Below are 25,845 nucleotides of genomic sequence, written 5' to 3'. Positions count from 1 at the left end.
TGGCGTTCATCGGCGACGTTCCGGCCAGGCCCACGCCAATGCGCCCAGCAGCAAGGCGACGGCCAGTGGCCATGCATAGCGCTCGTTGCGCGGACGCAGTGTCGGTCCCTTCGCTGCGATTGGCTCCAGCCTGTCCAGTTCGGCATAGATGCCGGCCAGCTGGTCGGTGTCACGCGCACGGAAGAAGCGGCCGCCGGTCATCTCGGCGATCCTGCGCAGCGTTGCCTCATCAACCGGATCGCGGTCGGCGGCCACGGGAATGCCGAAGAACCGCGCGCTCCCGTCGCTGCCAAACGCCACGGTGTGCACGCGCACCCCTTCGGCACGCGCCAGCTCGGCTGCGCGCAGGGGTTCCAGCACACCGGCGTTGCTGACGCCGTCGGTCAGCAGGATCAGTACACGCTGCCCTTCGGGCTGATTGCGCAGGCGTTTGACCGCCAGCGCGATGGCGTCACCAATGGCCGTCTCGCGCCCGGCAAGGCCAACCACGCTGTCGCGCAGTTGATCGCGCACGCTGGACAGATCCGCAGTCAACGGTGTGAGTGTGTAGGCACGATCACCGAACACCAGCAGGCCGACGCGATCGCCGGCACGACGGTCCAGGAAATCGGCCAGCACCGCCTTGGCTGCGGTCAATCGCTCCACCGCCTGCGCACCGAGCACCATGTCCGGCTCGCTCATGCTGCCGGACACGTCCATTGCCAGCATCATCTGCCGGCCTTCCTGCGGCGGGGTAATCGCCTCACCCAGCTGCTGCGGACGCGCCATCGCCACGCACAGCGCCAGCCAGCCCAGCCACAGCAAGCCGCTGCGCAGCCAGGAAACGCCGACACGACCGCCGCCAGCCAGTGCTTCCAGTTCGGCAGCGGCGTAGGGCACGCGCAACGCAGCGCCCGAATCGGCCCGCCGCTTCCATGCCAGCATCAGGATCGGCAGCGGCAGTGCCAGCAGTGCCAGCGGCCAAGCCAGCTGCAGATCCGGCCAGGGCCAGTAAGCTGCAAGCGCGCTCATCGGCGGCGCTCCTGCAGCAAAGACAGGTAGCGCGCCCGCGCCCACGCGCGCACGTCAGCCACGGCAGCGGCATCCACGTGTGGACGATAGGCCCCCTCGGCCAGCAGGTTGCGCTGCGCGAGCGACAGGGTGTCCTTGGGATCGACGTACTGCCACCACGCGTCATCGCGCAGGGCTTCGCTACCGGGGCGTGCCTGACGCGCCGCACGCCGCAGCAGGCTGGCGATGGCTGCCAGTTCCGACGGCGCGCCGTTCACTGCCGCAATCTCCCTATCGAACACGCGCATCCACTGCTGGCGGCGGCGACGACGACGCCATGCCACCGCAGCAACGATGGCCAGCAACAGCAGAACCAATGCGATCAGCATCAGCCAGCCAGGTGCGGGGGGCCACCACGCTGGCGAGGGCGGCAACTGCACGTCGCGCAGTGGCAGGGAGGCACTCATGCCGGCACCTCCGTCGGTGCCGGTGCCAGCCAGGCGTCGCTGGCCGCATCGGTGGACAGCACCTGCACATCGACGCGACGCGCGGCAAGCTGGCTGCGCAGCTGCTGCAGCGGTTCAACGAAATGCGCCTGCCAGTGCGCCTGCACATCGCTGCGGCGCAGGTCCAGGCCGATGCGCTGCTGCGCGGCGAGAAACTGCAGGGGCGCCGTTGGCGGCTGCAACTCAAGCGGATCGACCAGCAGCAGCAGACTCAGGTCATGGTGCTGGGCCAACGCGCTCCAGCGCGCCGGCGGAATCCGGATCGCCTGCTGCGGATCGGCCAGTACCAGCATCCGGGCGCCGGGACGCAGCACCCGACCGGCATGGTCCAGCGCGCGTTCCAGGCCAAGGTCATCGGCAGGTGGCTGCGCGTACCAGCGCGTGAGTGCATCGAGTACGCGCAGTACGCCGCGGGCACCGCCGGCCGGCGCGATCGGCGCCTCGCGATCACTACCGCGCAATGCACCGATGCGGTCGCCGCGGCGCTGTGCGGACCATGCCGCAACCGCGCCAGCGCGTGCTGCCTGCACCGACTTGAAGCGCACGCGGGTACCGAAGTACAGCGCAGGTGAAGTATCGGCAACGATCAGGGTGACCCGTTCGCGTTCTGCCTGGAACAATTTGGTGTGCGTGCGCCCGGTGCGCGCGGTGACGCGCCAGTCGATGTGGCGCGCGTCGTCGCCCGCCACGTATTCGCGCGATTCTGCGTATTCCATGCCGCGTCCGCGCAGCGGCGAAGGTGCTTGCCCGGCGCTGCCCGCGCGCCCACGACGAGGCGGCGGCGGACGCTGTGCCAGGCGGCGCAATGCCACCAGCTCGGCCAGTTGCGGTCGCAGGCCATCGCCTTCGCTGGTAACCGGAGCAGGTCCGTGGGTCGTGCCGGTCATGCGCGCGCTCAGGGCGCCGGTACCCGGGCCAGCAGCTCCTGCACCAGGCGCTCACCATCCCAGCCTTCGGCGATGGCTTCATAGCTGGGCAGAACCCGGTGGCGCAGCACATCGGCGGCCACGGCACGCACGTCGTCGGGAGTGACGAAATCACGCCCGGCCAACCACGCCCGCGCCCGTGCGCACCGCTCCAGTGCGATGGAGCCACGCGGGCTGGCGCCCCACGCGATGCGCCGCGCCAGCGAGGCGTCGTAGCGCGAGGGATCACGCGATGCCAGTACCAGCTCGATCAGATAGCGCTCAAGCGCAGGGGCCATGTGCAGTTCCAGCACCTCGCGGCGCGCATCGAAGACATCCTGCATCGGCAGTTTTTCCGGCGTCGCTGCGGCCTCGCCAAGTGCGCCGCGGGCGCGCTCGCGGGCCAGCCGCAGGATCTCCGACTCGGCCGCCTGGTCCGGATAACCAATGCGTACGTGCATCAGGAAACGATCCAGCTGCGCTTCCGGCAGCGGGAAGGTGCCTTCCTGCTCGATCGGATTCTGCGTGGCCATCACCAGGAACAGCGACGGCAGCGCATAGGTGTGGCGACCGACGGTGACCTGACGCTCGCCCATCGCTTCCAGCAGCGCGGACTGCACTTTGGCCGGCGCACGGTTGATTTCATCGGCCAGCAGGATCGGGTGGAAGATCGGCCCCGGCACGAATTCGAAACGGCCTTCCTGCGGGCGCCAGATCTCGGTACCGGTCAGGTCCGAAGGCAGCAGATCCGGGGTGAACTGCACACGTGCGAAGTCTGCTTCCAGCCGCGCCGCCAAGGCACGGATGGCCGTGGTCTTGGCCAGGCCCGGGGCACCTTCCACCAACAGGTGGCCATCGGCCAGCAAGGCAATGAGCAGGCGTTCGACCAGCGCCGCCTGGCCGACGATCTCGGCCGACAGCGCATCGCGCAGATCGCTGAAGGCCGCATGCAGGCGCGAGGTGGTGGGGGCAGGCGGCGGAGAAATGGATTCGGGCATCGGCGGAGGCAGGTTCATGGGGGCCTTTGACCGGCGCGGGATGGCTCGGGTTCCCCACATCATCGCAGGCCGTCCGGCTGCTGGCATCAAGAACGGCTGAACAGCCTCCACGCAGGGCGGATCTATTGGGCATGACGTGATCCACCCATGCCTTATCCACGCATGGCGTGGATCTACTGGAGAGGCGTGGCGTGGATCTACTGGCGAGGCGTGGCGTGGCTCTACTGGGGAGGCATGGCGTGGATCTACTGGCGAGGCGTGGCGTGGATCTAGCAAGCCTGCGGTGAATCCATCGTCGGGCCTCCCGCGCAAACGACGCGGGGCCGCACGTGGCGGCCCCGGTCGGATACAACAGATGTGATGCCTCAGTTCTGGCGGGCCACGCGCAGGACCTTCGGGGTCACGAACACCAGCAGTTCGGCCTTGTCCTTGTTGCGACCACGCTTCTTGAACAGATTGCCCAGGAACGGCACATCGCCCAGGAACGGCACCTTGCTGACACTGTTGCGGTCGGTGAATTCATACACGCCACCGATCACCACGGTCTGGCCATCTTCCACCAGCACGGCGGTATTGACCTCGCGACGGTTGATGGACGGCACGGTACCGTAGCCCTGCAGCTGGATCAGCTGATCGACCTCGTCCTTCTTCACCGCCATGTTGAGGAACACGCGGTTGTCGTTGGTGATGGTCGGGGTGACCTTCAGTTCCAGCACCACTTCCTTGAACTGGACGTTCGGGGTGGCTACACCGCCAGCGCCGCCGCCACTGATGGTGACATAGCCGATTTCCTTGCCCTGTTTGATCAGCGCTTCGCGCTGATTGGTGGTCACCACCCGCGGATTGGAAATCACTTCACCACGCGACTCTTCCTGCATGGCGGACAATTCCACGTCAAGCAGATAGCCGGCATTGAGGATCGACAGCGCCAGCGAACCTGGATTGCTGGCAGTTGCCACCGGCAGGTTCCAGTTCAGGCCGCGGGTGATGGCCGAACCGACCGACACCGGCGGCGGGCCCACGCGGCCACCGGCGATCCAATCGCGCTCAGCCTTGGCGTTGGTGCTGGCGGCATCCACCTGCGATTCGCGGGTCTTGGCGTTGGCCTCCAGGTCACCACTGAAATACACGTTGTCACGGCTGCCACTGATGCCGAACTTGGCACCCAGTTCGCGCGCGAACGTGTCGGTGGCGATGACGATGCGTGCTTCGATCAATACCTGGTCGACCGGGCGGTCGATGACACTGATCAACTCGCGCATGCGCGCGATCTTCTTCGGAATGTCGCTGATCATCAGCGTGTTGGTGCGCTCGTCGGCGACGATGCGACCGCGTCCCGAGAGGAAGCCACTTTCTTCCTGCGAACTGCCACCACCGCCACCGCCACCGCCGCCACCACCACCGCCGCCGCCGATTCCCTTGGCCTCGGTCAGCGCTTTGAAGATCTGCGTGGCACTGTGGTAGTTGATCTGTACGTAGTCGGTGACCAGGTCTTCGCGGTTCTCGATGGCGATGCGCGCGTCTTCCTTCTCCTGCTCGAACTTGGCCAGCTCGGACTGCGGCGCAACCCACACCACGCTGCCGTCACGACGCTTGTCCAGGCCCTTGGCACGCAGCACGATATCCAGCGCCTGGTCCCACGGCACGTTGACCAGACGCAGGGTCACATTGCCCTGCACCGAGTCGGAGGCCACCACGTTCAGATTCGACTCTTCGGCAATCAACTGCAGCACGGTGCGCACCGGCACGTCCTGGAAGTTGAAGGTCACCGGCTTGCCGGCGTAGCCGCGCTGCGGCACGCCCTTGGCGGCCTGGGTCACGCTGCCGGCAGTGACTGCGCCAACGGCGGCCTGGGCCTGCCGCGGGCTGATCTCCACCACATACTCGTTGCCACTCTGGTAGGCCAGCGACTCGACCGGACCGCCCGTGCTCAGCACCAGCTGGGTGCCGGCCCCGGACGGCTTGGCGTCGATGCGCTGCACCGGGGTGGCGAAGTCGGTGACGTTCATCGGCTTCTGCAGGTTGGCCGGCAGGCGTGCGTTGCCGACATCGACAACCACGCTGTTGCCCTGGCTGCGCAGGTCGGGCATGGCGCCCTGGCCGTCGAACTGCAGGATCAGGCGGCCCGCGCCGTCATCGCCACGCTTGAAATCGATGCGTGCGACCGACAGGCCTGCCGGTGCAGCGGCCGGCGTGGCGGCCAGCGCCGTGCCGGTCGGCTTTTCCGACGGTGCGGCGGCCAGCGCCGGAGCGCAGGCCAGCATCAACGCGACTCCCAGCGCGCTGATGCGGTTCAAGGTAGAGCGCCGGATGGGACGCAGCCCCTTGGCTTGGTGAAAGGTCATCGTGCTATCCCCAGTAAACGATCATTGATCTTCCAGCGCGAGCGTTGCTGGACGTTCCAGCCAGCCACCCGCGCCATCCGGCACCAGTTCGATCAGCTCCACGCGGTCTTCAAAGACCGCGGTGACCCGCCCGTCGCTCTGCCCCAGGTAACCACCGGGACGCACCCGATAGGTCACCTTGTCCGGCCCCATCACCAGCGCCACGGTGCCGGCGCCTGTTCCGATGGTGCCGACCATGTCCAGCGCGTCCAGCGGGAAGCCTTCCATCGGCTCCTTGCGCCGGTTCGGATCTGGCCGCAGTCCCCCATTCCCCTGCTGCGGGTTGGTCCAGGCATCGGTAAACGGATCGCGCATGCCCTGCGCGGAGTATTCAAAGGTCTCGAACTGCTGCATCACCGGCAGCGGTTCCAGCGGCTGCGCCGGTCGCGCACGCTCGCTCTCGACCCACTTTTCCAGATTGGGTGCATCGCCCGGCGTGCTGGTCACGCCGCGGCCACAGGCGGCCAGCAGCAGCACGGTCAACGCCATACCACCACGCGCAATGAAGGAACGGATCACTTCTTCGCCTCCTTGCCCGCTTCAGCCTTCTGCTGTTCGGCGACCTCGGCCTCATCCAGGTAACGGTAGGTCTTGACCGTGCCCGACAGTTCCAGCGCACCGGCGCGGATGTTGCCGCCGGTCTTGTCCTTCGGCTTGAGGTTGATGTCGTGCATGGTCAGGATCACCACCCGCGGCAACGAGGCCACGCCGCTGACGAAGGCGCCGAACTGGTGGTAACTGCCCACCATCCGCAGCTTGATCGGCTTCTCGGCGTAGAACTCCTTGATCTGCTCCTGTTCGGGCTCGAACAGCTCGTTGGCCAGGCCGCTGGACAACGCGGTCTGCGAGATGTCGATGATCAGGTCCGGCATTTCGGTCTTGCTGGGCAGCTGCCGCAGCATCTGCTGCAGCACCTGCTCCATCTGTGCCAGCTGCTGCTTCAACGGCTCCAGATTGACCGCGCGTTCCTGTTCCTTGGTGAACTCGGCACGCAGCTCGGTTTCCCGCGATTCCAGGCCCGCCAGCTCCTCGCGCTTGCCGCTGATCAGCAGCATCCAGAGCACGAACATGATCACCAGGGCGATCAGCGAGCAGAACACGATCTTCGCGTTCCTCGGCCAATTGCCGATGTCGTTGAAGTCCAGGTTCTTGATGTCGACTTTCTTGCTCATGCGCGATCCCCCTGCATCGGGGCGTGGAAGGCCTGCGGAGGCTGCGCCAGGCGGCTGCCCTCAGACTTGGGTGCGGGTGCGGCTGGTGCAGGCGCGGCCGGCGCAGGCGTTGCCGCCGGTGCTGTCGCCTGTGCCGGAGCAGTTGCAGGCGTGGCTGCCGGTGCCGGAGTCGATCCCGGTGCCGGTGCGGCAGCAGCCGGCGCGGCGGTGTCCGGCCCGGCGCTGAGCGGCGCGACCGTCGGTGCCGCCGGCGTGGTGCCGGCCACACTGCCATCCGGGTTCAGGCCCGGCGTGGCGCCTGCTTCCTCGCTCTGCGCAGGCAGCTTGACCTTGACCTTGAACACGTACGGCAATGCCTTGATGTCAGCCACCGGGCCGGTCGCGCGCCCGTCCTTGTCCTTGTCAGGCTCACGCGCCTCGATGATCGCCAGCTCCGGATTGGTCATCCAGCCGGAAACTTCGAGGTTGCGCATGTATGCCGAGACACGGGCGTTGGACTGGGTGCGGCCCTCCAGGGTCAGCACGTCGCCTTCCTGCTGCAGAGCGGTGAGCACCACGCCATCGGGAATGGTGCGGACCAGCGCATCGAACAGGTGGACCATCTGCGAACGCTTGGCCTGCAGCTGCTCGATCACGGCCTTGCGGGCCAGCAGTCGATTCTTCTGCTCGTCGAGGCGGTCGATTTCCTTGTTCTGCTCCTTGACCTTGTCGATCTCGGTCTGCAGGTAAGCATTGCGGTCATTCTGCCCGCTGACCTGCATGTCGTAGTAGAACCAGATCAACAGCGACAGCAGCAGGCCACCCAGGGCGGCCATGCCCAGCATGATGCCGAACTCGCGCTGGCGTTGCTTGCGCCGTTCGGCGCGCCAGGGCAATAGATTGATGCGTGCCATCAGTCAAAGCTCCTCAGCGCCAGACCGGTCGCGATCATCAGCGCGGGGGCATCCTGGGCCAGCGCGTGCGCCTGCACCTTCGGCCCCAGGGTCATCTGTGCCAGCGGGTTGGCGACCACGGTCGGCACGCCCAGCTGTTCCTCGACCATCTCCGGCAGGCCTGCAAGGGCAGCACAGCCGCCAGCCAGCACGATGTGATCGACGCGGTTGAACTCGCTGCCGGCGTAGAAGAACTGCAGCAGGCGGCTGATCTGCTGGACCGTGGCTTCCTTGAACGGTTCCAGCACTTCCATCTCGTAGCTTTCCGGCAGCCCGCCCTGGCGCTTGGCCAGACCGGCTTCCTCGTAGCTCAGGCCATAGCGGCGCATGATCTCGTCGGTCAGCTGCTTGCCACCGAACACCTGTTCGCGGCTGTACAGGCTGCGGCCACCGCGCAGCACGTTGAGGGTAGTCATGGTGGCGCCGATATCGACCAGCGCAACCACGCCCTCGGCCGACACCGGCAGCTCGCTGGCCACCAGGGCGAAGGCGTTCTCGACCGCGAAGGCCTCCACGTCCATCACCTTGGCCTGCAGTCCGCCCAGTTCCAGCGCGGACTGGCGCAGCTCGACGTTTTCCGAACGCGAGGCCGCCAGCAGCACCTGGACCATTTCCGGGTTGTTCGGGATCGCCCCGATCACCTCGAAGTCCAGGTTCACTTCCTCGATCGGATACGGAATGTAGTTGACCGCTTCCAGCTCGATCTGGGCTTCCATGTCGTTCTCGTCCAGGTCGGCCGGCATCGGGATCACCTTGGTGATCACCGCCGAACCAGCCACGGCCGCAGCAGCCAGCTTGGCCTTGCTGCCGGAACGGTTCATCGCCCGGCGGATGGCCTCTCCCACGGCCTCCACTTCGACGATGTTCTTCTCCACCACCGCATTCGGCGGCAGCGGTTCCACGGCATAATGTTCCACACGGAAACGGTTGCCGCTGCGGGAAAGCTGCAACAGCTTTACCGCAGTCGAACTGATGTCGACGCCAATGAGCGGCGACTGACTTTTTGGGATGAGCCCCACGGTTTCTCCCCTGCCGACGGGCACTTGGACGCAAGAGCTGCGTCCGCGCATTAATAACGTATTCTTAGCAAATGGCAACCGCCCTGCTGTGACATCCCTCACAGGATGAACACGCAGCCCCTGGCGTCCCCTTGCACTCCCCAGTGCCGGCCCCAGCCGCCACCTTGCGTAATCTATACTCTGCGACCACGAAATTCGCAATCGGAATCTGACACCGATGACCCGTCTCCGCCGCTGGCTGCGCTGGATCTTTCTTGTTGTCCTGGTCCTGGCGCTGGTCGGAGCGGCCGCCGTTGGCGGCCTGTACTACGCCGTTTCTTCCAAGCTTCCCGACGTGCAGACCCTGCGCGACGTGGAAATGCAGGAGCCGATGTACGTCTACGCTGCCGACGGCAAGCTGATGGCGGTATTCGGTGAGACCCGGCGTACCCCCATCACCATGAAGGACGTGCCGGAGAAGCTGAAGCAGGCGTTCCTGGCCACCGAGGATGCCCGTTTCTACGAGCACGGCGGCGTGGACTACAAGGGCATCGGTCGCGCGGTGTGGCTGCTGGCCACCACCAACGACAAGCGCGTGCCCGGTGGCTCCACCATCACCCAGCAGGTGGCCCGCCAGTTCTTCCTCAGCTCCGAGTACAGCTATACCCGCAAGCTGGCCGAGATCCTGCTGGCGCGCAAGATCGAGTCCGAGCTGAGCAAGGACGAGATCTTCGAGCTGTACCTGAACAAGAGTTTCTTCGGCAACCGCGCCTACGGCGTGGCCGCCGCCGCCGAGTTCTACTACGGCAAGAAGCTGGGCGAGCTGGACCTGGACGAGATGGCCTCGCTGGCCGGCATCCCCAAGTTCCCGTCCTCGGGCAACCCGATCTCCAACCCGGAGCGCGCCCGCCAGCGTCGTGACAACTACGTGCTGCAGCGCATGGCCGACCTGAAGTTCGTCAGCCAGGCCGAGGCCGATGCGGCCAAGGCCGTGCCGATGCACGCCACCGCCCACGAGCCGCCGGTGCAGGTCGATGCCCCGTACGTGGCCGAGCTGGTGCGCCAGGAAATGATCGCCCGCTTCGGCGGCGACGTGGTCAACAAGGGCTACCACGTCACCACCACGATCGATTCAACCCTGCAGACCGCCGCCAACCTGTCGGTGCGCGACGGCCTGCTGCTGTACGACCATCGCCACGGCTGGCACGGCGTGGAGAAGCAGGTGCAGCTGGGCGCCGGCGATGACGCCGCGGCCCTGGCCGAGCACCTGCGTGGCATGTTCGGCCAGGCCGGCCTGCTGCCGGCCATCGTCGCCAGCACCGGCGCCGACGGCAGCGCCACCGTGGTGCTGGCCAACCGCAGCGAGATCATGCTGCCGGCCGGTGCCGCCAAGTGGGCCAACAAGAGCCCGGCCAAGCTGGTGCAGCGCGGCGACATCGTGCGCGTGCGCGCCGGTGCCAAGGAGGGCGAATGGCTGCTCGACCAGCTCCCGCGCGGCCAGTCCGCCCTGGTTTCGCTGGACGCCCACAGCGGCGCCCTGAAGGCGCTGGTCGGCGGCTTCAGCTTCTCCGGCAACAAGTTCAACCGTGCCACCCAGGCCCGTCGCCAGCCCGGTTCGAGCTTCAAGCCGTTCGTCTATGCGGCCGCCTTCGACAAGGGTTACAACCCGGCCTCGATCGTGCTCGACGCCCCGGTCGTGTTCCGCGACCGCCGCGGCAAGACCTGGGCGCCGCAGAACGACGGCGGCGGCTTCCGTGGCCCGATGCGCCTGCGTGAAGCGCTGGTGCAGTCACGTAACCTGGTCTCGGTGCGCCTGCTTGATGGCATGGGCGTGGACTACGCGCGCAAGTACATCAGCCAGTTCGGCTTTGCCGAATCCGAGCTGCCGCCGAACCTGTCGATGTCGCTGGGTACCGCCTCGCTGACCCCGCTGTCGGTGGCCCGCGGCTATGCCGTGTTCGCCAACGGCGGCTCACGCGTGGACACCTGGCTGATCGACCAGGTCAACGACCGCGATGGCAACCTGGTGTTCAAGGAAAACCCGGCGATGGCCTGCCGCGACTGCGCCGGCAGCAGCGACCAGCCGGTGAACCAGGTCGTGGACGGCTTCAACTTCGGCGCCCCGGCACCCAAGGTCGATGCCACCGCCGCCGCCAAGCCGGAAGCCAAAACCGAAACGCCGGCCGCACCCGCCAACCCGGACGCGCGTACCGCACCGCGTGCGATCGACGCCCGTACCGCCTACCAGCTGGTGTCGATGATGCGCGACGTGGTCCAGCGCGGCACCGGCGCGCAGGCCAAGGTACTCGGCCGCGAAGACGTGGGCGGCAAGACCGGCTCCACCAATGATCACCGTGACGCCTGGTTCTCCGGCTTCGGCGGCCCGTACGTGACCACCGTGTGGGTGGGCCGCGACGACTTCCGCTCGCTGGGCTACCGCGAATACGGTGGCAAGGCCGCCCTGCCGATCTGGATCGACTACATGCGCACTGCGCTGAAGGACACCCCGATCGCACAGAACGAACCGCCGAGCGGCATGGTCCAGGCCACCCTCAACGGTGCGGTGGAGTGGGTGAAGGTGGAAGACATGGACCGCCTGACCGACTACGACCTCAACCTGCAGAGCACCCCGCAGGCTGACGCGGCAGCGTTCGATATCTTCTGAAGCCAGGCGGGGTGGGTACCAACCGTTGGTTGGCACCATGGCCCGACGTTGCCTTGGGAGTCGCCAACCTTGGTTGGCGCCGATGCATCCGCCGGGCATGGCCCGGCGCTACCCCGGTAGATGCCAACCTTGGTTGGCGCCGATGCATCCGCCGGGCATGGCCCGGCGCTACCATGCCGCACCCGTCGGGCACCCTCTTCCAGTAGCGCCGGGCCATGCCCGGCGAGCGTAGCGGCGCCGTTGCCTTCGCCCACGCAGATGTCACACGCCTGCGCTAGTCTGTGGCCAGGTCGCAACAGGGAGTCATCGCATGCACCGCGCTCACCAGCATGCTGTCAGCCAGACCCGCGAACGGCGTCATCGCCTCGCCCACGAAGCCGCCCGGCTGATGGCCGAAGGCGGAATCCGCGACTTCCACCAGGCCAAACTCAAGGCCGCCAGCCGCCTTGGCATCCACGACGATGCTTCCCTGCCCCGCAACGTCGAGATCGAACAGGCGCTGCGCGAGTACCAACGGCTGTTCTCCGGCCCGCAGCACGGCAGCGAACTACAGCGGCGGCGCGAGTCCGCGTTGCGGGCGCTGGAGTTCCTGCACGGGTTTTCGCCGCGCCTGGCCGGACCGGTGCTGGACGGCACCGCCGATGCCAACAGCCCCGTGCAGTTGCACCTGCACAGTGACGACCCGGAGGCCGTGCATCGCTTCCTGGACGAACATCGCATCCCCGCCGAATCGCGTACGCGGCGCCTGCGGATGGACCGTGAGCGCAACCTGGATGTACCGGTGTGGGTGTTCAGTGCCGAAGACCTGACCTTCGACCTGGCCGTGCTGCCCTACGATGCGTTGCGCCAGGCCCCGCTGTCGCCGGTGGACGAGAAACCCATGCGGCGGGCGTCGGCCACGCAGTTGCGGCAGCTGCTGGCCGAGATGGAAATCACCGCCTACATCGGCGGTTGATCCTGGCAGAGCCGGGCCTGTGCCCGGCTCTGCGCCAAGAGCAGCCGAACATGGCCCGGCGCTACGGGAAGATCAGCTGCTCCTGGGCAGGGGTTGCCAATCGTGCCAGCCACGGCACCGCCGCACGGTACGGATACTCGGCCATCATGCGCGCATGCATCTTCTGCAGGTCATGCAGGTTCCAGGCGTGCGCATACACATCCTGGAAGTCATCGGCCCAGCCACTGCGCACGCGCGTGCGTTCGCCATCAAGGTTCGGCACCAGGTACCACGGCACCTGCAGGATCTCGGCAAGCGCCTTGTTGCGTACCGCACTCTCGTGCCCCGACCGCTGCAGCTGTTCGATGCGGAAACTCACGCGGCGGCAGGGAAAGGGCATGCAGGCACCGGTAGCGTTGATGTAGTCGGCGATGTCGGCGTACATGTCCGCCTGCAGCTTCATCGCCACCGGGTCCTGCAGCGTCTGCCGGACCCGCAGCGTGCGCTGGGTGCTGCCGCGGATCTCCGCAGCACTGTAGAAGGGATCACCCGGCGTGGTGCCGCCGTGGCGTACCAGCACGATGCGGTGGATCGCTTCGTCGGTCAGCACTTCCACCCGCACGGCAGCGGCCTCCGGATGGATGCGCGGCTGCGGCACGTTCACCACGCGCCAGAACCCCCACACCATCAACCCCATGCAGACCATCAGCACCAGGCAGGCCAGCGTCCACGTATCCATGTCGTGGGTGAAGTAGCGGATGCGGGCGCGCCACAGGTAGTAGCGCCGATAGGTCATGAAGCGGCTCATGAAGCGATACATTGCAACCTCCTCTGCAATGGCCCCGGCGCGGCGGGGCTCGTTACGCGCACCACACCGGGGCGCCATGGCTTACCAGCCGATGCCCACACCCACGCCCATGCTGCGTTCACCGCTGTTGGTGAAGGCACCATTGAGGCTGAAGGTGGCTGAGCCCTTGTCGTTGAGCACGCGCTGGTAGCCCACCGCCATGGCCGACTCGCCCTCGGCGTAGCCCACGCCCGCGCCAAGGCGGTTGTAGGTGGCCAGGCCGGCGGTGTTCATGGCCATGGCCGTCTGCGCGCTGCTCATCGCCGCCATGCGGTTGAAGCGCTTGTCCATCTTGTCCAGGCGGCGCTCGAAGTTGCTGATCGCACCATCGGTGTACTCGTTGGCGCGGGCCAGCATCTTTTCCAACTCGGCGGTGTCGACCTGCGGAGTCGGCGCCGGCGCGTCGGCCGGCGCAGGCGTGCCACCGCCGTCAGCACTGGCGATGTCGCCACCGGCACGGCCTGCGGAAGCCCCCGCCGGATCACCCGATGCGCCGGCAGGGCCCTCGGCCTCCGGCGCGGCCGGCGGCGTGGGTGCACTGGCAGACGCCAGCGCCCTGCCTTCCGGCGTAGCATCAACGCGCTGCTCCAGCCCATCGATGCGACCGTCCAGGCGCTGTTCCATGGCATGCAGCTGACCACCGTTGACCGCATCGCGGCTGCCCGGAGCAATCAGGCCGTTGGCCACGTTGCCCAGCACCATGCCGTTAGCGCCGGCGAGGTTCAGCTGACCCAGACCATCGCTGCGGGTGGCGAGGCTTTCCTGGAAGACCGAGCGTAGTTGGTTCTCGATCCGATCGGCCCGATTCTTTCCAGCTACGACAGCACCATCGAGAACATTGAGGGCGTCTTCAACGTTGTTCTGGCTTCCGCCCTGTACTTTGTACGTAGGAAGGATAATGTTTCCGCCCGGGTCAATGCCCGCCCCCCCTCCCAGTGCAGCCAATGAGTCCCCGAGCTGCCCAACAGTGACGGCGTCTTCAGCCCCGCGCCCCCGAGCCAGATTGACGATTCGTCGTTTCCTAGTCAGGTTTCCAACAGAAACCACATTCTCTTCGGTCGCCGTCGATGATGCCCCCAATGCAACTGAATACTCTGCACCCGACTCAATTCTTGCAAATCCGCCGAGCGCCACGCCTTCATTGCTATGAACCGATGACCCGGTACCCAGAGCAAACCCATTTTCCGCGGAGCTATCGACGAACGACGCACGCCCTAAGGCGACCGATCCCTCTCCTCGAGCTCTGGAGAAAGCTCCTATGGCAGTTGCTCCATCAGTGCCTTCACCAGCCTCAGCACCATCACCAATGGCTACTGAGAACTCTCCTGCCTTGGCGTCAATACTTTCGTCATCGTGCCCGATAGCTATGTACCTAGCCGTCTCTTCAACCTGTGACAGACGCTGATTGGTGACGAACAACTGCCCACCGTTCACAGCATCGGTACTTCCCGCCGAACTGATATCGCCCGCTGCCACGCCCCGTACCTTGCCGCCGTCCATATCGACCGAGCCGTCGGCTGCGTAGCGGACCACGCCTTCCAGATCGGGATCGAAGTTGTCGAACTCGGTACGCAGGTCATCCAGATCCCGCCGGTTGCCGTCGATACGCGCCTCGTGACCAGCCAGCTCGGTGGCGTGGCTGGCCAGCAGAGACTGATTAGCATTGACCTTCTGATCGACGCCAAACAGCTGCCTGCCCGTCACCGCCTCGGTGCTGCTGGTGTCGAGCGCTGCGTCAGCCACGCCCGTCAGCTTGCGATTGGCGTTGGACTTGTTGCGCACGTCCAGCACGGTACCGGTGTTTTCACCGCCCAGGCGTACGTTGCCGGTCGCTGAGGTCTGACCGACCAGCCCGCCCAGAGCATTGGCCTTGGACAACGCATCGTCGGCGGCGGTCTTTGCTGCGCCCGCTGTCGTCTGGGCGCTGCCTGCGGTGGTGCGGACCGAGGCTACCTCGACATTGGTCGCATTGAGCTGCTTGCCGGTCACGGCCTCGGCGCTGCTCGTGTTGAGCGCGCCATCGGCGACGTTGACGATTTTCCGCTTCAGCGTGTCGTTGCCCACCGAGATCTGGTTCCCTGCGGTGGTCTGGGAGCCATTGCCCAGCGCCACGCTGTCGGTGTGGGCCGCTACGGCGCGGTCACCCAGCGCCACGGCGCTCTCCGCGCGGGCGCTGGCCAGATTGCCCAGCGCGGTGGAGAACGTGCCGGATGCCGATGCTTCACGACCAACAGCCGTCGCTTGGTTCGCGCTGGCGGTAGCTTTGTAGCCCGCTGCGGTTGCGTGGGTGGCCGCTGCGTTAGCATCGTTGCCCAGCGCCACTGCGCGATCGCCAATGGCGCTCGCACGCAAGCCGGAGGCGACCGCGCCATTGCCACTGCGGCTGAGTGCGCCAATAGCGACTGCGCCAGTGGCGGCGGTGCTTTTCTCGCCCTTGTCATTCACACCGGCACGTGCATCTGCACCCATCGCCACACCATTGCCGTTGTACGCCTTTGCCGCCGATCCCAATGCGGCGCTGGCCGTGCTTCCACTGCCTTCAGCCACCGCCGCTTGACCCAGAGCGACAGCTGCAGCACCGATACGGCCTACGGCAGCATCCGCCGATGCTTTCGCGGCATTGGCGGTGCTGGTGGCAGTGCTCACACGCTGGTTGGTGGCGTGCAGCTGCTTGCCGGTGACGGCCTCGGTACTGGTGGTGCTCAATGCTGCGTCGGCTACGCCGCTGATCTTTCGATTGGCGTTCGACCGGTTACGCACGTCCAGGACGGTGCCGCTATTCTCAGCGCCAACGCGGATCTGCCCGCTGGCAGATGCCTGCGTGACCAGCTTGCTGTTGTCCAATGCGCGCTCCGCCGTCTCCTTCACGCCCAGGAGCTGGCGCCCGTTCACGGCGTCCATGCTGTGCTGACTGACATTGCCGTCAGCGACATAAACGACCCTGCGTGGCGCAGCGGCATTGCCTACGGAGACCACATAGCTCTCCGTAGCTACTGCACCGCGCCCCAATGCCACCGAGCCGGCGCCCTTTGCCTGCGCCTCATAGCCAAGCGCCACACCGTCGTACTCCGCACGAGCAAGACCACCGAACGCGATGGCGCCCGTCCAACCCGGTGTACCAGCGTAAGAATCATTGCCGATGGCGATCCGGGAAATACCGCCACCGTTGTCCACCGTTCTGGCCGCATAGCCCATGGCAATTCCGAATTGGCCGGATGCATGCGCATAGGTCCCGACCGCCACCGCGCCAAATCCGTCGGCTACCGATCGCGCACCAAATACGGCGCTTCCCCCCTGCCTGGCGCGAGCATCGAATCCGAACACAGCATTGTTGTCACCTACCGAGCTTGACCAGTTCCCGAACAACGAGGAGTACCTGCCCTGCATATGGCTTCCAGCACCCAGCATCATGTATGAACTGGTGTTTGGACCAAGCGTGTTTTGGGCCATGCTCGGAACATGGGCCATGAACGGCACGCAGTTGAGGATGATCTGCTCGGGGTTCTGGCACGCGTGATAGGTGACCGCCCCGGCGGTTTCCACACCCGCACCGGGTACGAGCGACGCAGTCACGATCAGCACGGCCGCTCCGACCGATGAGGCCGGCTTACCGCGTGGCGAAGTCAGTTCACTGGCCACCACCCAGCATTGCCGTGCGGTGGACCATAGGCGACGGTAGATCTTGTTCATCGAACTCTCCTTAACAACGATGTCAACAACGCACCCGCCATGGGAATCCGCGTGGCGGGCGTGGAAAAATCAGGGCGTGAGGGTGGTCACGTGTTCGCGATAGCCATCGCGCGTGAGCCGATAGCGCAGCTGCACGGTGTGGCCGGGCACCACCGTGAAGGGCAGCGCAAGGGAACTGCCGGGGTACAGGCTGTGCGATACGTCATGAGCGGTGCAGCGGCTGCCCTCGCAATCGGCGATGCTGGTGATGCCCAGGCGCAGGGTGCCGTCGTTGTACAGCGCATCGCCCTGCACCCGCGGCTGCACAGTGCCTTCGGCCGGCAGCACATTGACCAGCGCACCCCAGACCAGATTCACACCGATACTGGCCTGCGCACCGTCACCGCCCTCGATGCTGGTTTCCTCGGGCCCACGCACCCCTTCGAAGTAGACGCGGTAGGCTGTCTCGGCCTCGACGGGCTGCAGCGGAATCAACCGGATCAACCGGTTGCCGCCGCCCGCGAGGGCGAATTTCCCGGGTGTGATGGCGATGGCCGCCTCGCCCGGCTCGACCTCCACCTCGTGCTCCTGGTCGCTGGCAGGATCTACGATCCGCCGCAGCGAGGCCTGGATGTACTGCGGTTGGGTGGACTGTGAATAGATGCGCATCTGGGTGCTGCGCTTGCCATCCACCGAGGCGCGCATCGGATGCACGGTGAGATTGGCCTGGGCTGGCAACGCCAGCAGCAGCGTCAACGGAATGAGGCAGGCGGCGAGTCGTTTCATGCGGCTTCCTGGGGGGATCAGGGGGTGGTGGTGGGCACACGCAGCTCCACCTGCAGCTCGCCGAAGTAAGTGCCGGCCTGCTGGGTGGAAATGGGAACGCGGGGAATATCGAAGGTGATCGGCGTGGGCACACAGAACACCGGCTGGCTCATGCCCGGCAGGATCACCAGGCGCAGCTGGGCGCTGTCGATGGCGTGCAGTTGCTGTTCCACGCCGTTGGGCATCCGCACCGTCGCGCCGCTATGGGCGAGGCTGACGGCGTAGTCCAGGCGCCGTGTGTCGTCGGTACCGCCATCGGTGTGCCAGAGCGAATAGCCGCTGGGACCGGGCGGATGCCCGCCACGATCGCGGACCGTCACGCCGAGATACTGCGCCTGCGAACCGAGGCCGTCGTACAGGCACATCTCCAGCACCGTGCGTCCACCCACGGTCTGCCCGATGGGATCGTAGGCAGCGTTGAGCTGTACCAGCGGAGTAACGTTGTGAAATGCGGGGAAGTAGATCGAGACAGCGTTTCGATCGGTGATGGTGAAGTCGAAGTTAAAGCGATAGGTCGCGAGTGAACCTCCATCAGGTTCGTCATGCAAGGTCATCACTAGAACGGCGTCCCAATGACCAGCCACCAGCCGAGAAAGCTCGTTCTCCGGCAATACCAAACCAGCGCGTGTTCCGACTGTGGGGTCGCCCCCGCAGGCATCTCCCACTGCTATCCAAGGCGGACGAATGGGTGAAAGCCAGTACGTTCCACATACGCGCGTGTCCATCGCGCGATTAATCCACCCGCGCACGCTTATGTTCGTGGTCATGCCAGAGCGCCGTTCCCGCGCTTGAACAGAGATGAGCCCTGCGCCGTCGCCAATGGCGGTTATTCCGCTTGTAGGGCACGCACCCGTGGCGGAGTCGCTGGACGACGCGCATGTCAGATGAAGTTGTCCGTATTTAAGTGACCTATCCGCGCTGTAACCGAGAACGAATTCGGGCAGCCAGAGCGACACGTCCCCAGGCATCGCCGAGCGATCCCACGTCATCACGATGTTCTGCGCTGCACTCACCGGGTGGGTTTCCGGCGGTCGCTGCCCCCACGCCTTCGGCATCACCAGCAGCCACGCCATCACCAGCATCACCACCCACACACGACGCCGGTTCATGGCGTACCTCCAGCGGCTGCGGTCTGCGGTACAGCGGCGATCAGCGCCTGTTCCTGCAGCAGGCGGGTAACCCGTGCCTGCTGGCGGATATCGGCGGGCAGCTGGGCGACGTTCAACGGCGCGCATTCCACCTGGCCCACCAGCATCACGACATTGCGGCGCTCGCGAACCTCCAGCGGGCACTGCAGCAGGCGATCGTCCTGCAGCAAGTACAGGGTGCGTTCGCGGCGTGGGAAATCGGCGACGAAGCCGCCGTTGGCGCCGGTACCGGGCACTGGCGCATTGAGGATGCGGGCGCCGCGCAGTGGCGCGCCGGCGATGTCGCGGGCGCTGCCGATGAAGGTGTAGGTCACCTCGATCGGTACCGGCATCTGCACCAGCCGGCCGGGAGAGAGGAACAATGGCCGTGCGCCGCCCACCCCGGTCACGCGGATGGCGGCATCGCTGGTCAGCGCACTGGCGTCCTGCACTTCGGCGCGGTGGGTCTGGTAGGCCGGCAGCGGCAGCAGGCGGCGCTCGCCCAGCGCCAGCCGCTGCCGGCGCAATCCGCCCACCTGCAGCTCGGCGGCCACCCCGGTCAGTTCCAGGTCGTCGGTGTCATCCACCTGTACGGCCAGGCCGGCGTCGGCGCCCAGGCCGCCGCCCCAGTAGAAGCCGCGGCGGCCCAGGGCCAGCCCGGAGCTGTGCGTGGCGCTGTAGGCCATCTCGTTGCCACCGCGCTGCTGGTAGTGCGCCAGGGTGGCGCCGGTGTGGCCGATGCTGTTCTGCAGCTGGGCACTGAGCGCGGCACTGTAGCGGTCGTTGTTGTTGCCGCGCAGGTCCAGAGAGGCCTCGCGGTACTGCGTATCCATTTCCTGGCGGACGGTCTGGCCGGCGCTGTAGTTGACGTCCGGCCGCAGGTGCTGCGGCTGCCGGAAGTCGATGCCATAGCGGCGTTGCGAACTGCCGCGCTGGCCGCGTTGCAGGCGGGTCAGGCTCACGTTGAGGTAGATACCGCGGTCGCGGCCGTCGCGCAGGCTGCTGCGCGTATCCTGCTGCCACAGGCCGAGCCGGGTGGAGACACTGAACTGCTGCCAGCGCTGCACGCGGCTGTAGCTGGCCTGCCAGGTGCGGCTGAGCTGCGGCTCGCGCGTGTAGCGCTGCTGCCACGGGGGCAGCAGCGGGTCGAGCCCGGCCATCGGATCGTCGATGTCGCCCGGCAGCAGCGAGCCACGGCTCCAGGTCTGGCGGCGGGTATAGGCCATGTAGGCGCTGCCACCGGCAACCGGCAGCGCGACAGAGGCGCTCAGCGAATCGGCGCAGCCCAAGCGGTCGCGCGCATCATCCTCGAACACACAGGCCTTGCCGCGTACCCGCTGCTGATAGAGATTCCACGAGGCGTGGCGGCGATAGGAGAGCTGGTGCTGCTGGCCGCTGCTGCCGTCGCTGCCCTGCAGGCCACTGAAGGTGGCACGGATGTCCTGGGTGGCGAAGGCATGGCGCAGGTCCACACGCAGCTCGCCATAGCTGAAGCCGCCGAGGTCGGCGACGCCGGCGGTGACCGCCGTGGTGCGGCCCAGTGGCAGGCGCAGGCCGGCCATGGCGGCCATCTCGCCGTCGAAGCGGTCGCTGCGGCGCTCGTTGCGGCGGCCGCCCTGCAGGAACCACTGCACGCTGCTGTTGGTCCAGTCGCCGCCCTTGTCGAACGGCGCGTCTTCGCTGCGCACCAGCTGGCCGTCTTCGTAGACGCGCAGGGTGACGGTGTAGTTGCCGAACGGGAACCGGCGGGTGTCGAGCTGGTTGATGCCGGCCGGCAGGTAGAAGGTCTGCAGCAGGCGCTCGCCATCGAAGGCGTCCACCCGTGCATCGCGGGCCAGCAGCACGGTCAGTGGCAGTGCCTGCACGGCGGCATTGGCATCCACGTAGGCTTGGGTGGTGCCTACGCGCAGGCCGGCGAAGCGATCCATCGGCAGCATGCTGAAACTGAAGGTGCCGCCCTGCGGGCTGGACAGGTTGCGGCGGTCCATGCGCCCGGCCTGCAGATAATGCTGCTGGCCCAGGTCATGGCGGTAATAGGCGTTGTCGAACTGGAAATCATCGCGGCGGCGGCCACCGCGGTACTGCTGGCTGTTGAAGTTCCAGTCCACGGCGAGGTGGCCACGTTGCAGCACGCCCAGCGCACCCGCGCCTTGGGCGGTCAGTGCCTGGTAGCCACGGCCACCGCTGAAATTGAGGGTCTGCTGGTGCAGGAACGCGTTCTCGGCGTTGTTGCTGACCTGATGGAAGCGGTCGGCGGCGGGTTCGGCCGCGATCCACTGGCGGGCGACGAACAGGCGCACCGCGCCTTCGCCTTCGTCGTACAGGGCACGCACGGAATGAGGGTCCTCGGGAGGATCGAGATAGCCGCAGCCGGCACTGCCGCCGCCATAGCGGCAGGCAAGATGGCTGTTGCGTGGCAATGGCTGCGACAGCGCGGGCAGCAACGCGGCCTGCGCCTCGGCGGAAAGGTCCAGCGCCTGCAGCACGCGCGCGGGGTCTTCCAGCTGCACGTATTCCAAAGTCACGCGCACCGGCGAAAGCCCGGCCGAGCGACCGAACAGGCGCACATCGAGTTGTTCGATCTGGCCTTCAACCAGATCCTCGAAGCCGGGCGGAACGCCGCGTGCCGCGACCAGGGGCATGGCCAACGACAAGGCGAGCGCGACCGCCAGCCGGGTGACGGCGGGTGCAGGAACGTTCATGGGAGTGATGCCTGAGGCGGCCGGCCCGTTGCCGGGCCGGCGCGGAGTGTTACGGCGGAGTGGTCTTCTGCTTCATGGCGATGCTGACGATGCCCTCGTAGGCACCAGCGACGGTCAACGGGGCCTTGGTAGCCTGGGCGATATCCAGGTCCATGATGAACGAGGCGCCCGGCAGGGCACCGTCAAAGATCTCCGAGGCCAGGAAGTCCTTCGGCGCCACGGTCAACGGTGTTTTGTTGAGGCTGACGCGCAGCGGCACCGCTGGCGCAGTACCGCTCTGAATGACAAGCATCGGGTCGTGCATCACATTGACTTCAATGTCCTTGCTCTCGTCATTGGTGAAGACACGAACGCGCTCGGTGATGGTGCGCAGGCCATCACCCGGTATGTGGGTCATTTCCATCATGTCGGGCAGCGGGCTGCCATCAGCCTTCAGCAGGGCCAGCGACAGGTCGACGTTGGTGTACACCTTGATGTGGGATTCGGCAGCATTCGCCGACAGCGAAACGGTAGCCAGCGCTGCAGCGAGCGCGGCCTTCTTCAGGATGGAGTTCATGGTGTCTCTCTCGGACGGTGGGATATGAGGCCTCCAGTGCGGAGGCATCACCCGCCTGCGTGGGGGCGGGCGACGGAGAGAATGGTAGGTACCCCTACCCTGCGACGGCCATTCAACCATTCCTAAATAGCTGAACGTTAAGGAAATTCTTTGAAGGCGTTCAATGTTTGAGGGTTATGCAAATTTCCTCAACCGGTCTTTGCAACAAACCTCATTGCGAGACATGCACTTTGCAGAGTCGAGCCATGATCGACGCACGGGTGCTCGTGCTGAGCGCTGGTGGTCAATCCTGGCCACCAGCGTGCCCGGCAGCACCACAGGCTGGTCGTCACGCTGGTCGCGGATGTGATGATCCGAAAAGATGTGGAAACGACCTCCCGTGCCAGAAACCATTCATCCCGGAACCGACGCCTCTTTCAGGAACGATTCCATGGCCGCCACCAGGGCCAGCGGCGTTTCGTTCATCGGGTAATGCCCGGCATCCTCCAGGACCTCCATCGTGACCTGCCGGTAGCGGCGCAGATAGGTGCGCTCCATCAGTGCGCGGTTGAAGGTGGGATCGTGCCTACCCACCAGCACCTTCAACCGATGCTTGCCGACGATCTCATTGCTGAAATCGGTATCCGCCCATGCTGGAAGATAGGCAGCAAATGCTGCAGGTGAAGCGTGTGCCGCCGAATACGCGGCCTTCCAGTCGAGCCATTGCGCTGGCAGCCGCCCGCCGGTACTGCGATCGATGATGGTCCGACGCACGCCTACGTCCCCGGCTGCCGTTTCAAGCAGGCTTCGCGTCGCGGCGTCGTAGGCAATGCCGCCGCAGGGCACCGGCGCAATGGCCACCATGCCGTGTACCCGTTCCGGCGCAAGCACCGCCATTCGTTCAATGGCCATGCCGCCCATCGAATGACCCGCCACGCTGAAGCGTTCGTGGCCCAGGGCGGCCATCAGATCCAATGCATCGGATGCAATCTGGCCGATGGTATAGGCCCCCCGTGCATCGCGCATGCCGCCGTAGCCCCGGCAGTCCATGAAGATGTAGCTGAAGTCGTCGCGCGACAGCCATGGCTCGATGGGCTCGAACGCGTGCGCGTCGCCGAACCAGCCGTGCAGCACCAGGACAGCATGGGGTCCGTGTCCCACGCGATGGAAAGTATTGGTCATGTGGTTCCATTACAGCTGAGGGGAGCGTTGATGCTAGACAGCGCGGATCCGGCCCACCGTCGATGACGGGTCAATCGCTATAGAATCCGGGCCATGCGCAATTCGCTGCTTGATCCCTACGAAGACCTGCCACGCGATGTCGTGGTCACCTCGAACGACTACGCCGCCGAATTTGCGTTTCCCCGCCATGCCCACCGGCGCGGGCAGTTCGCGTTCGCTGCGCGCGGCACCATCAGTGTGGCTACGCCGCAGGGGCGGTGGCTGGTTCCCCCACAGCGCGCCTGCTGGGTGCCTGCAGGCTTGGCGCATGAGATGACCATGCGCGGGCCAGTGACGATGCTCAACGCCTTTCTCTCCGCCGATGCGGCCGACGCCGTGGCGCTGCCGGAGCACTGCCGGGTGTACGCGGTCTCTGCGCTGTTGCAGCAGCTGCTGGAGGCGGCCGTGGACCTGCCCCCGCTGTACGACGAGGACGGGCGCGCAGGCAAACTGATGCAGCTGCTGGTGGCGGAAATCGCATCGATGCCGACACTTTCCCTGCATGCACCGCTGCCCGCCGATGCACGCCTCGCACGTGTCTGCCGCGCATTGCTCGACAGTCCTTCGCTGGCAGTGCGCCTCGATGACGTTGCCGCCGAAGCAGGCATGAGCCGGCGCACGTTCACGCGCCTGTTCCGCGCCGGTACCGGGGTGGGTTTTGCCGAGTGGCGGCAGCAGGTGTGCCTGCTGGTGGCCATCGAGCGGCTGGGACAGGGCCAGGCGGTGACGCGCGTGGCATTGGACCTGGGCTATGCAAGCCCGAGCGCGTTTTCTGCTGCCTTCCGACGTGTGCTGGGATGTTCGCCGAGCCGGTACGCAGAAGCGTAGTACTCGGCCGATGCTTGGTTGTCATGCGCGCTGCGCGCGTGGGTCGAGCGTCGCTCGACGCTGTAAATGTCCATGTGCAACTGGATGGCATCAGGCCGCCTCGCGGCGGCCTGATGGATCTCACTCAACGACAGGATCTCAGAAGAAGATCGCGTACAGGATCAACAGCGGAATCGGCACGCCCAAGAACCAGAGCAGAAGCGTTTTCATGGCAGGTCTCCTTGCATCAGATGCGGGTTACAGGTCGCGGCGACGGCCGCCCCAGGTGGCGCTGAGGCTGGCGAAGAACGCGCCGATCAGCAGGGTGATGAACAGCCACAGTGCGGCATAGGCCGTGGCCTTGCGCGCATCGTCGGCAGCTTGCTTGGCGGTGTTCTTGGCCTTTTCCAGCGCAGCACGCATGCGGGTCTGCACGTCGGTCACACGGGCCTGCGCTTCAGCCGGGCTCATGCCCGTCTCGCGCGCGATCAGCTGCGACAGGTACTGGGTATCGGCCGGGTCCAGGCCGTCCCCCTGCAGACTGTTGACGATGATGCGGTTCACTTCGGCACGGACTTCGCGGCGGTCGCCCATCGGGCCATTGCCCGGCATCGGGCGCGGCGGCGGCGGGGCCGTGCGGGCGTCACGTGGGCCAACGCTGGCGGCGGTCGGGGGCGGCGGCGGTGCGGCAGGGTCCATTGGGCTGGTACCCGGCGCTGCGCCCGCTGCCGGCGCAACCGGAGGTGCACCGGCAGCGTCCGGGCCCGCCGTGGTGGCACCGCGGAACAGCGAATCCACCCAGTAGTTGAGGTCGCTCTCCGGTGCGCCTGCAGCAGCGCTGCCAGCTCCGGCCACGGCAGCACCGGCAGTGGTGGCAGCGGCGCCTGCGGTCGCGCCGGCAACCTTTGCGCCGGCGCCCAGCACGCCACCGATGGCCGAGGTCAACAGGCCAGCAGTGAGCAGGGTCGCCACAGCCCAGGACACGAAGCCGTGCGCGGTGTCGCGGAAGTAGGTTTCATCACCGTGCAGCTGCGTCCACTTGGTGCGCAGGCGACCGGCCAGGTAGCCGCCAAGACCGGAAGCGGCCAGCGCGGTGAAGGTCAGCCACGCGACGCTGGTCCAGCCGAAGGTTTCCTTGGACACCCCTTCGAACGACCAGGGCGAAACCGAGGACAGGCCGAGGCCAACGCCCAGGATCAACAGGATCAGCGACAGTGCGGCGGCCGCAACGGCGCCGGCGAAAATGGCGCCCCAGGACACCGCGCTTTCGCTGGGCGGTGGCACGACGGGAGTGGCCACCACGGTGGCGATGTCAGGACCGAGTGGATCGCGCTCGGGCAGGTCGAAACGGGTACTCATGGGTTGGACGCTCCGTATCAGTGCTGCAGGTGCAGCTGGCGTCCTGAGGCTGCGCGAGCGCTTGTGAAGCTGGTGAGACCCTTGAATCACGCGGTCTTGCCGCGGCGAACATCGTGCCAAGCGCCCGGGCGCAGGAGATCCACGCCACGCGTGGATGGGAAAGCGTGCCAACCAAGGTTGGCATCTACCGAAGCCGGGGCGCAGTAGATCCACGCCATGCGTGGATGATGTTTCGCGGACACTCAAATCGTGCCAACCAAGGTTGGCAC

General features: G+C 66.2%; 20 protein-coding genes. 3 read left to right on the top strand and 17 right to left on the bottom strand.

Annotation, left to right across the window (positions count from 1 at the left end):
* Positions 1-6: 6 nt before the first annotated feature.
* The 9 genes from LC407_RS17090 to LC407_RS17050 all read right to left on the bottom strand — a co-directional run bounded on the left by LC407_RS17090 (position 7) and on the right by LC407_RS17050 (position 8,906).
* On the bottom strand, positions 7-1,011 hold the full coding sequence (locus LC407_RS17090; RefSeq protein ID WP_223483255.1) for a VWA domain-containing protein: 1,005 nt from the start codon (positions 1,009-1,011) through the stop codon (positions 7-9).
* Positions 1,008-1,457 carry a DUF4381 family protein gene (locus tag LC407_RS17085; RefSeq protein WP_223483254.1) on the bottom strand — a complete coding sequence of 150 codons (450 nt, stop codon included), beginning with the start codon at positions 1,455-1,457 and terminating at the stop codon, positions 1,008-1,010. Before LC407_RS17085 ends, LC407_RS17090 begins: the two co-directional genes overlap by 4 nt.
* Positions 1,454-2,383: a DUF58 domain-containing protein gene (locus tag LC407_RS17080; protein WP_032977202.1), complete on the bottom strand. Its 930-nt coding sequence runs from the start codon at positions 2,381-2,383 to the stop codon at positions 1,454-1,456. The genes LC407_RS17085 and LC407_RS17080 overlap by 4 nt, the downstream gene beginning before the upstream one ends.
* An 8-nt stretch (positions 2,384-2,391) precedes the next feature.
* Positions 2,392-3,417, bottom strand: a complete 1,026-nt coding sequence (locus LC407_RS17075) for a MoxR family ATPase (RefSeq protein WP_100436853.1) — start codon at positions 3,415-3,417, stop codon at positions 2,392-2,394.
* 347 nt (positions 3,418-3,764) lie between these two features.
* Positions 3,765-5,744, bottom strand: coding sequence for a type IV pilus secretin PilQ family protein (locus LC407_RS17070; RefSeq protein WP_223483253.1), 1,980 nt, complete (start codon positions 5,742-5,744; stop codon positions 3,765-3,767).
* 21 nt (positions 5,745-5,765) lie between these two features.
* Positions 5,766-6,302, bottom strand: coding sequence for a pilus assembly protein PilP (locus LC407_RS17065; protein ID WP_170919634.1), 537 nt, complete (start codon positions 6,300-6,302; stop codon positions 5,766-5,768).
* Positions 6,299-6,955, bottom strand: a complete 657-nt coding sequence (gene pilO, locus LC407_RS17060) for a type 4a pilus biogenesis protein PilO (protein WP_032977008.1) — start codon at positions 6,953-6,955, stop codon at positions 6,299-6,301. The genes LC407_RS17065 and pilO overlap by 4 nt, the downstream gene beginning before the upstream one ends.
* Positions 6,952-7,848: a PilN domain-containing protein gene (locus tag LC407_RS17055; protein WP_223483252.1), complete on the bottom strand. Its 897-nt coding sequence runs from the start codon at positions 7,846-7,848 to the stop codon at positions 6,952-6,954. Before LC407_RS17055 ends, pilO begins: the two co-directional genes overlap by 4 nt.
* Positions 7,848-8,906: a pilus assembly protein PilM gene (locus LC407_RS17050; protein WP_032951624.1), complete on the bottom strand. Its 1,059-nt coding sequence runs from the start codon at positions 8,904-8,906 to the stop codon at positions 7,848-7,850. Before LC407_RS17050 ends, LC407_RS17055 begins: the two co-directional genes overlap by 1 nt.
* 217 nt (positions 8,907-9,123) lie before the next feature.
* Here LC407_RS17050 and LC407_RS17045 point away from each other — a divergent pair, with 217 nt between their 5' ends.
* A complete protein-coding gene (locus LC407_RS17045) occupies positions 9,124-11,550 on the top strand; it encodes a penicillin-binding protein 1A (RefSeq protein ID WP_263292362.1) in 2,427 nt (808 codons plus the stop codon).
* A gap of 310 nt (positions 11,551-11,860) precedes the next feature.
* Positions 11,861-12,505: a hypothetical protein gene (locus tag LC407_RS17040; RefSeq protein ID WP_059064965.1), complete on the top strand. Its 645-nt coding sequence runs from the start codon at positions 11,861-11,863 to the stop codon at positions 12,503-12,505.
* Between the two features lie 61 nt (positions 12,506-12,566).
* Here LC407_RS17040 and LC407_RS17035 read toward each other — a convergent pair whose 3' ends face one another.
* The 7 genes from LC407_RS17035 to LC407_RS17005 all read right to left on the bottom strand — a co-directional run bounded on the left by LC407_RS17035 (position 12,567) and on the right by LC407_RS17005 (position 23,371).
* On the bottom strand, positions 12,567-13,304 hold the full coding sequence (locus LC407_RS17035; protein WP_080150612.1) for a hypothetical protein: 738 nt from the start codon (positions 13,302-13,304) through the stop codon (positions 12,567-12,569).
* A 69-nt stretch (positions 13,305-13,373) separates the two neighbouring features.
* Positions 13,374-17,021 carry an ESPR-type extended signal peptide-containing protein gene (locus LC407_RS17030; RefSeq protein WP_223483251.1) on the bottom strand — a complete coding sequence of 1,216 codons (3,648 nt, stop codon included), beginning with the start codon at positions 17,019-17,021 and terminating at the stop codon, positions 13,374-13,376.
* Positions 17,022-17,090: 69 nt separating this feature from the next.
* Positions 17,091-17,786 (bottom strand): giant cable pilus chaperone protein, encoded by a 696-nt coding sequence (locus LC407_RS17025; RefSeq protein ID WP_019184595.1) that lies wholly within the window; start codon positions 17,784-17,786, stop codon positions 17,091-17,093.
* A 17-nt stretch (positions 17,787-17,803) separates the two neighbouring features.
* Positions 17,804-18,934 (bottom strand): CfaE/CblD family pilus tip adhesin, encoded by a 1,131-nt coding sequence (locus LC407_RS17020; RefSeq protein ID WP_223483250.1) that lies wholly within the window; start codon positions 18,932-18,934, stop codon positions 17,804-17,806.
* Positions 18,931-21,654, bottom strand: a complete 2,724-nt coding sequence (locus LC407_RS17015; protein WP_223483249.1) for a TcfC E-set like domain-containing protein — start codon at positions 21,652-21,654, stop codon at positions 18,931-18,933. Before LC407_RS17015 ends, LC407_RS17020 begins: the two co-directional genes overlap by 4 nt.
* 49 nt (positions 21,655-21,703) lie before the next feature.
* Complete coding sequence (locus LC407_RS17010; RefSeq protein ID WP_223483248.1) at positions 21,704-22,210, bottom strand: CS1 type fimbrial major subunit; 507 nt, start codon at positions 22,208-22,210, stop codon at positions 21,704-21,706.
* 393 nt (positions 22,211-22,603) lie between these two features.
* Positions 22,604-23,371 (bottom strand): alpha/beta hydrolase, encoded by a 768-nt coding sequence (locus LC407_RS17005; protein ID WP_223483247.1) that lies wholly within the window; start codon positions 23,369-23,371, stop codon positions 22,604-22,606.
* 93 nt (positions 23,372-23,464) lie between these two features.
* On the opposite strand from LC407_RS17005, the gene LC407_RS17000 reads away from it, so the two are divergent.
* A complete protein-coding gene (locus LC407_RS17000; RefSeq protein ID WP_223483246.1) occupies positions 23,465-24,238 on the top strand; it encodes a helix-turn-helix transcriptional regulator in 774 nt (257 codons plus the stop codon).
* Between the two features lie 237 nt (positions 24,239-24,475).
* Here LC407_RS17000 and LC407_RS16995 read toward each other — a convergent pair whose 3' ends face one another.
* Entirely contained in the window at positions 24,476-25,576 is a 1,101-nt protein-coding gene (locus LC407_RS16995) for a hypothetical protein (RefSeq protein ID WP_223483245.1), read from the bottom strand.
* Between the last annotated feature and the right edge of the window lie 269 nt (positions 25,577-25,845).

The organism is Stenotrophomonas sp. OVS01A, from assembly GCF_019969775.1.
Classification (GTDB): Bacteria; Pseudomonadota; Gammaproteobacteria; order Xanthomonadales; family Xanthomonadaceae; genus Stenotrophomonas; species Stenotrophomonas indicatrix.
The sequence above is the reverse complement of the archived record's forward strand: the minus strand, read 5'-3'. Positions and strand labels throughout refer to the sequence as shown.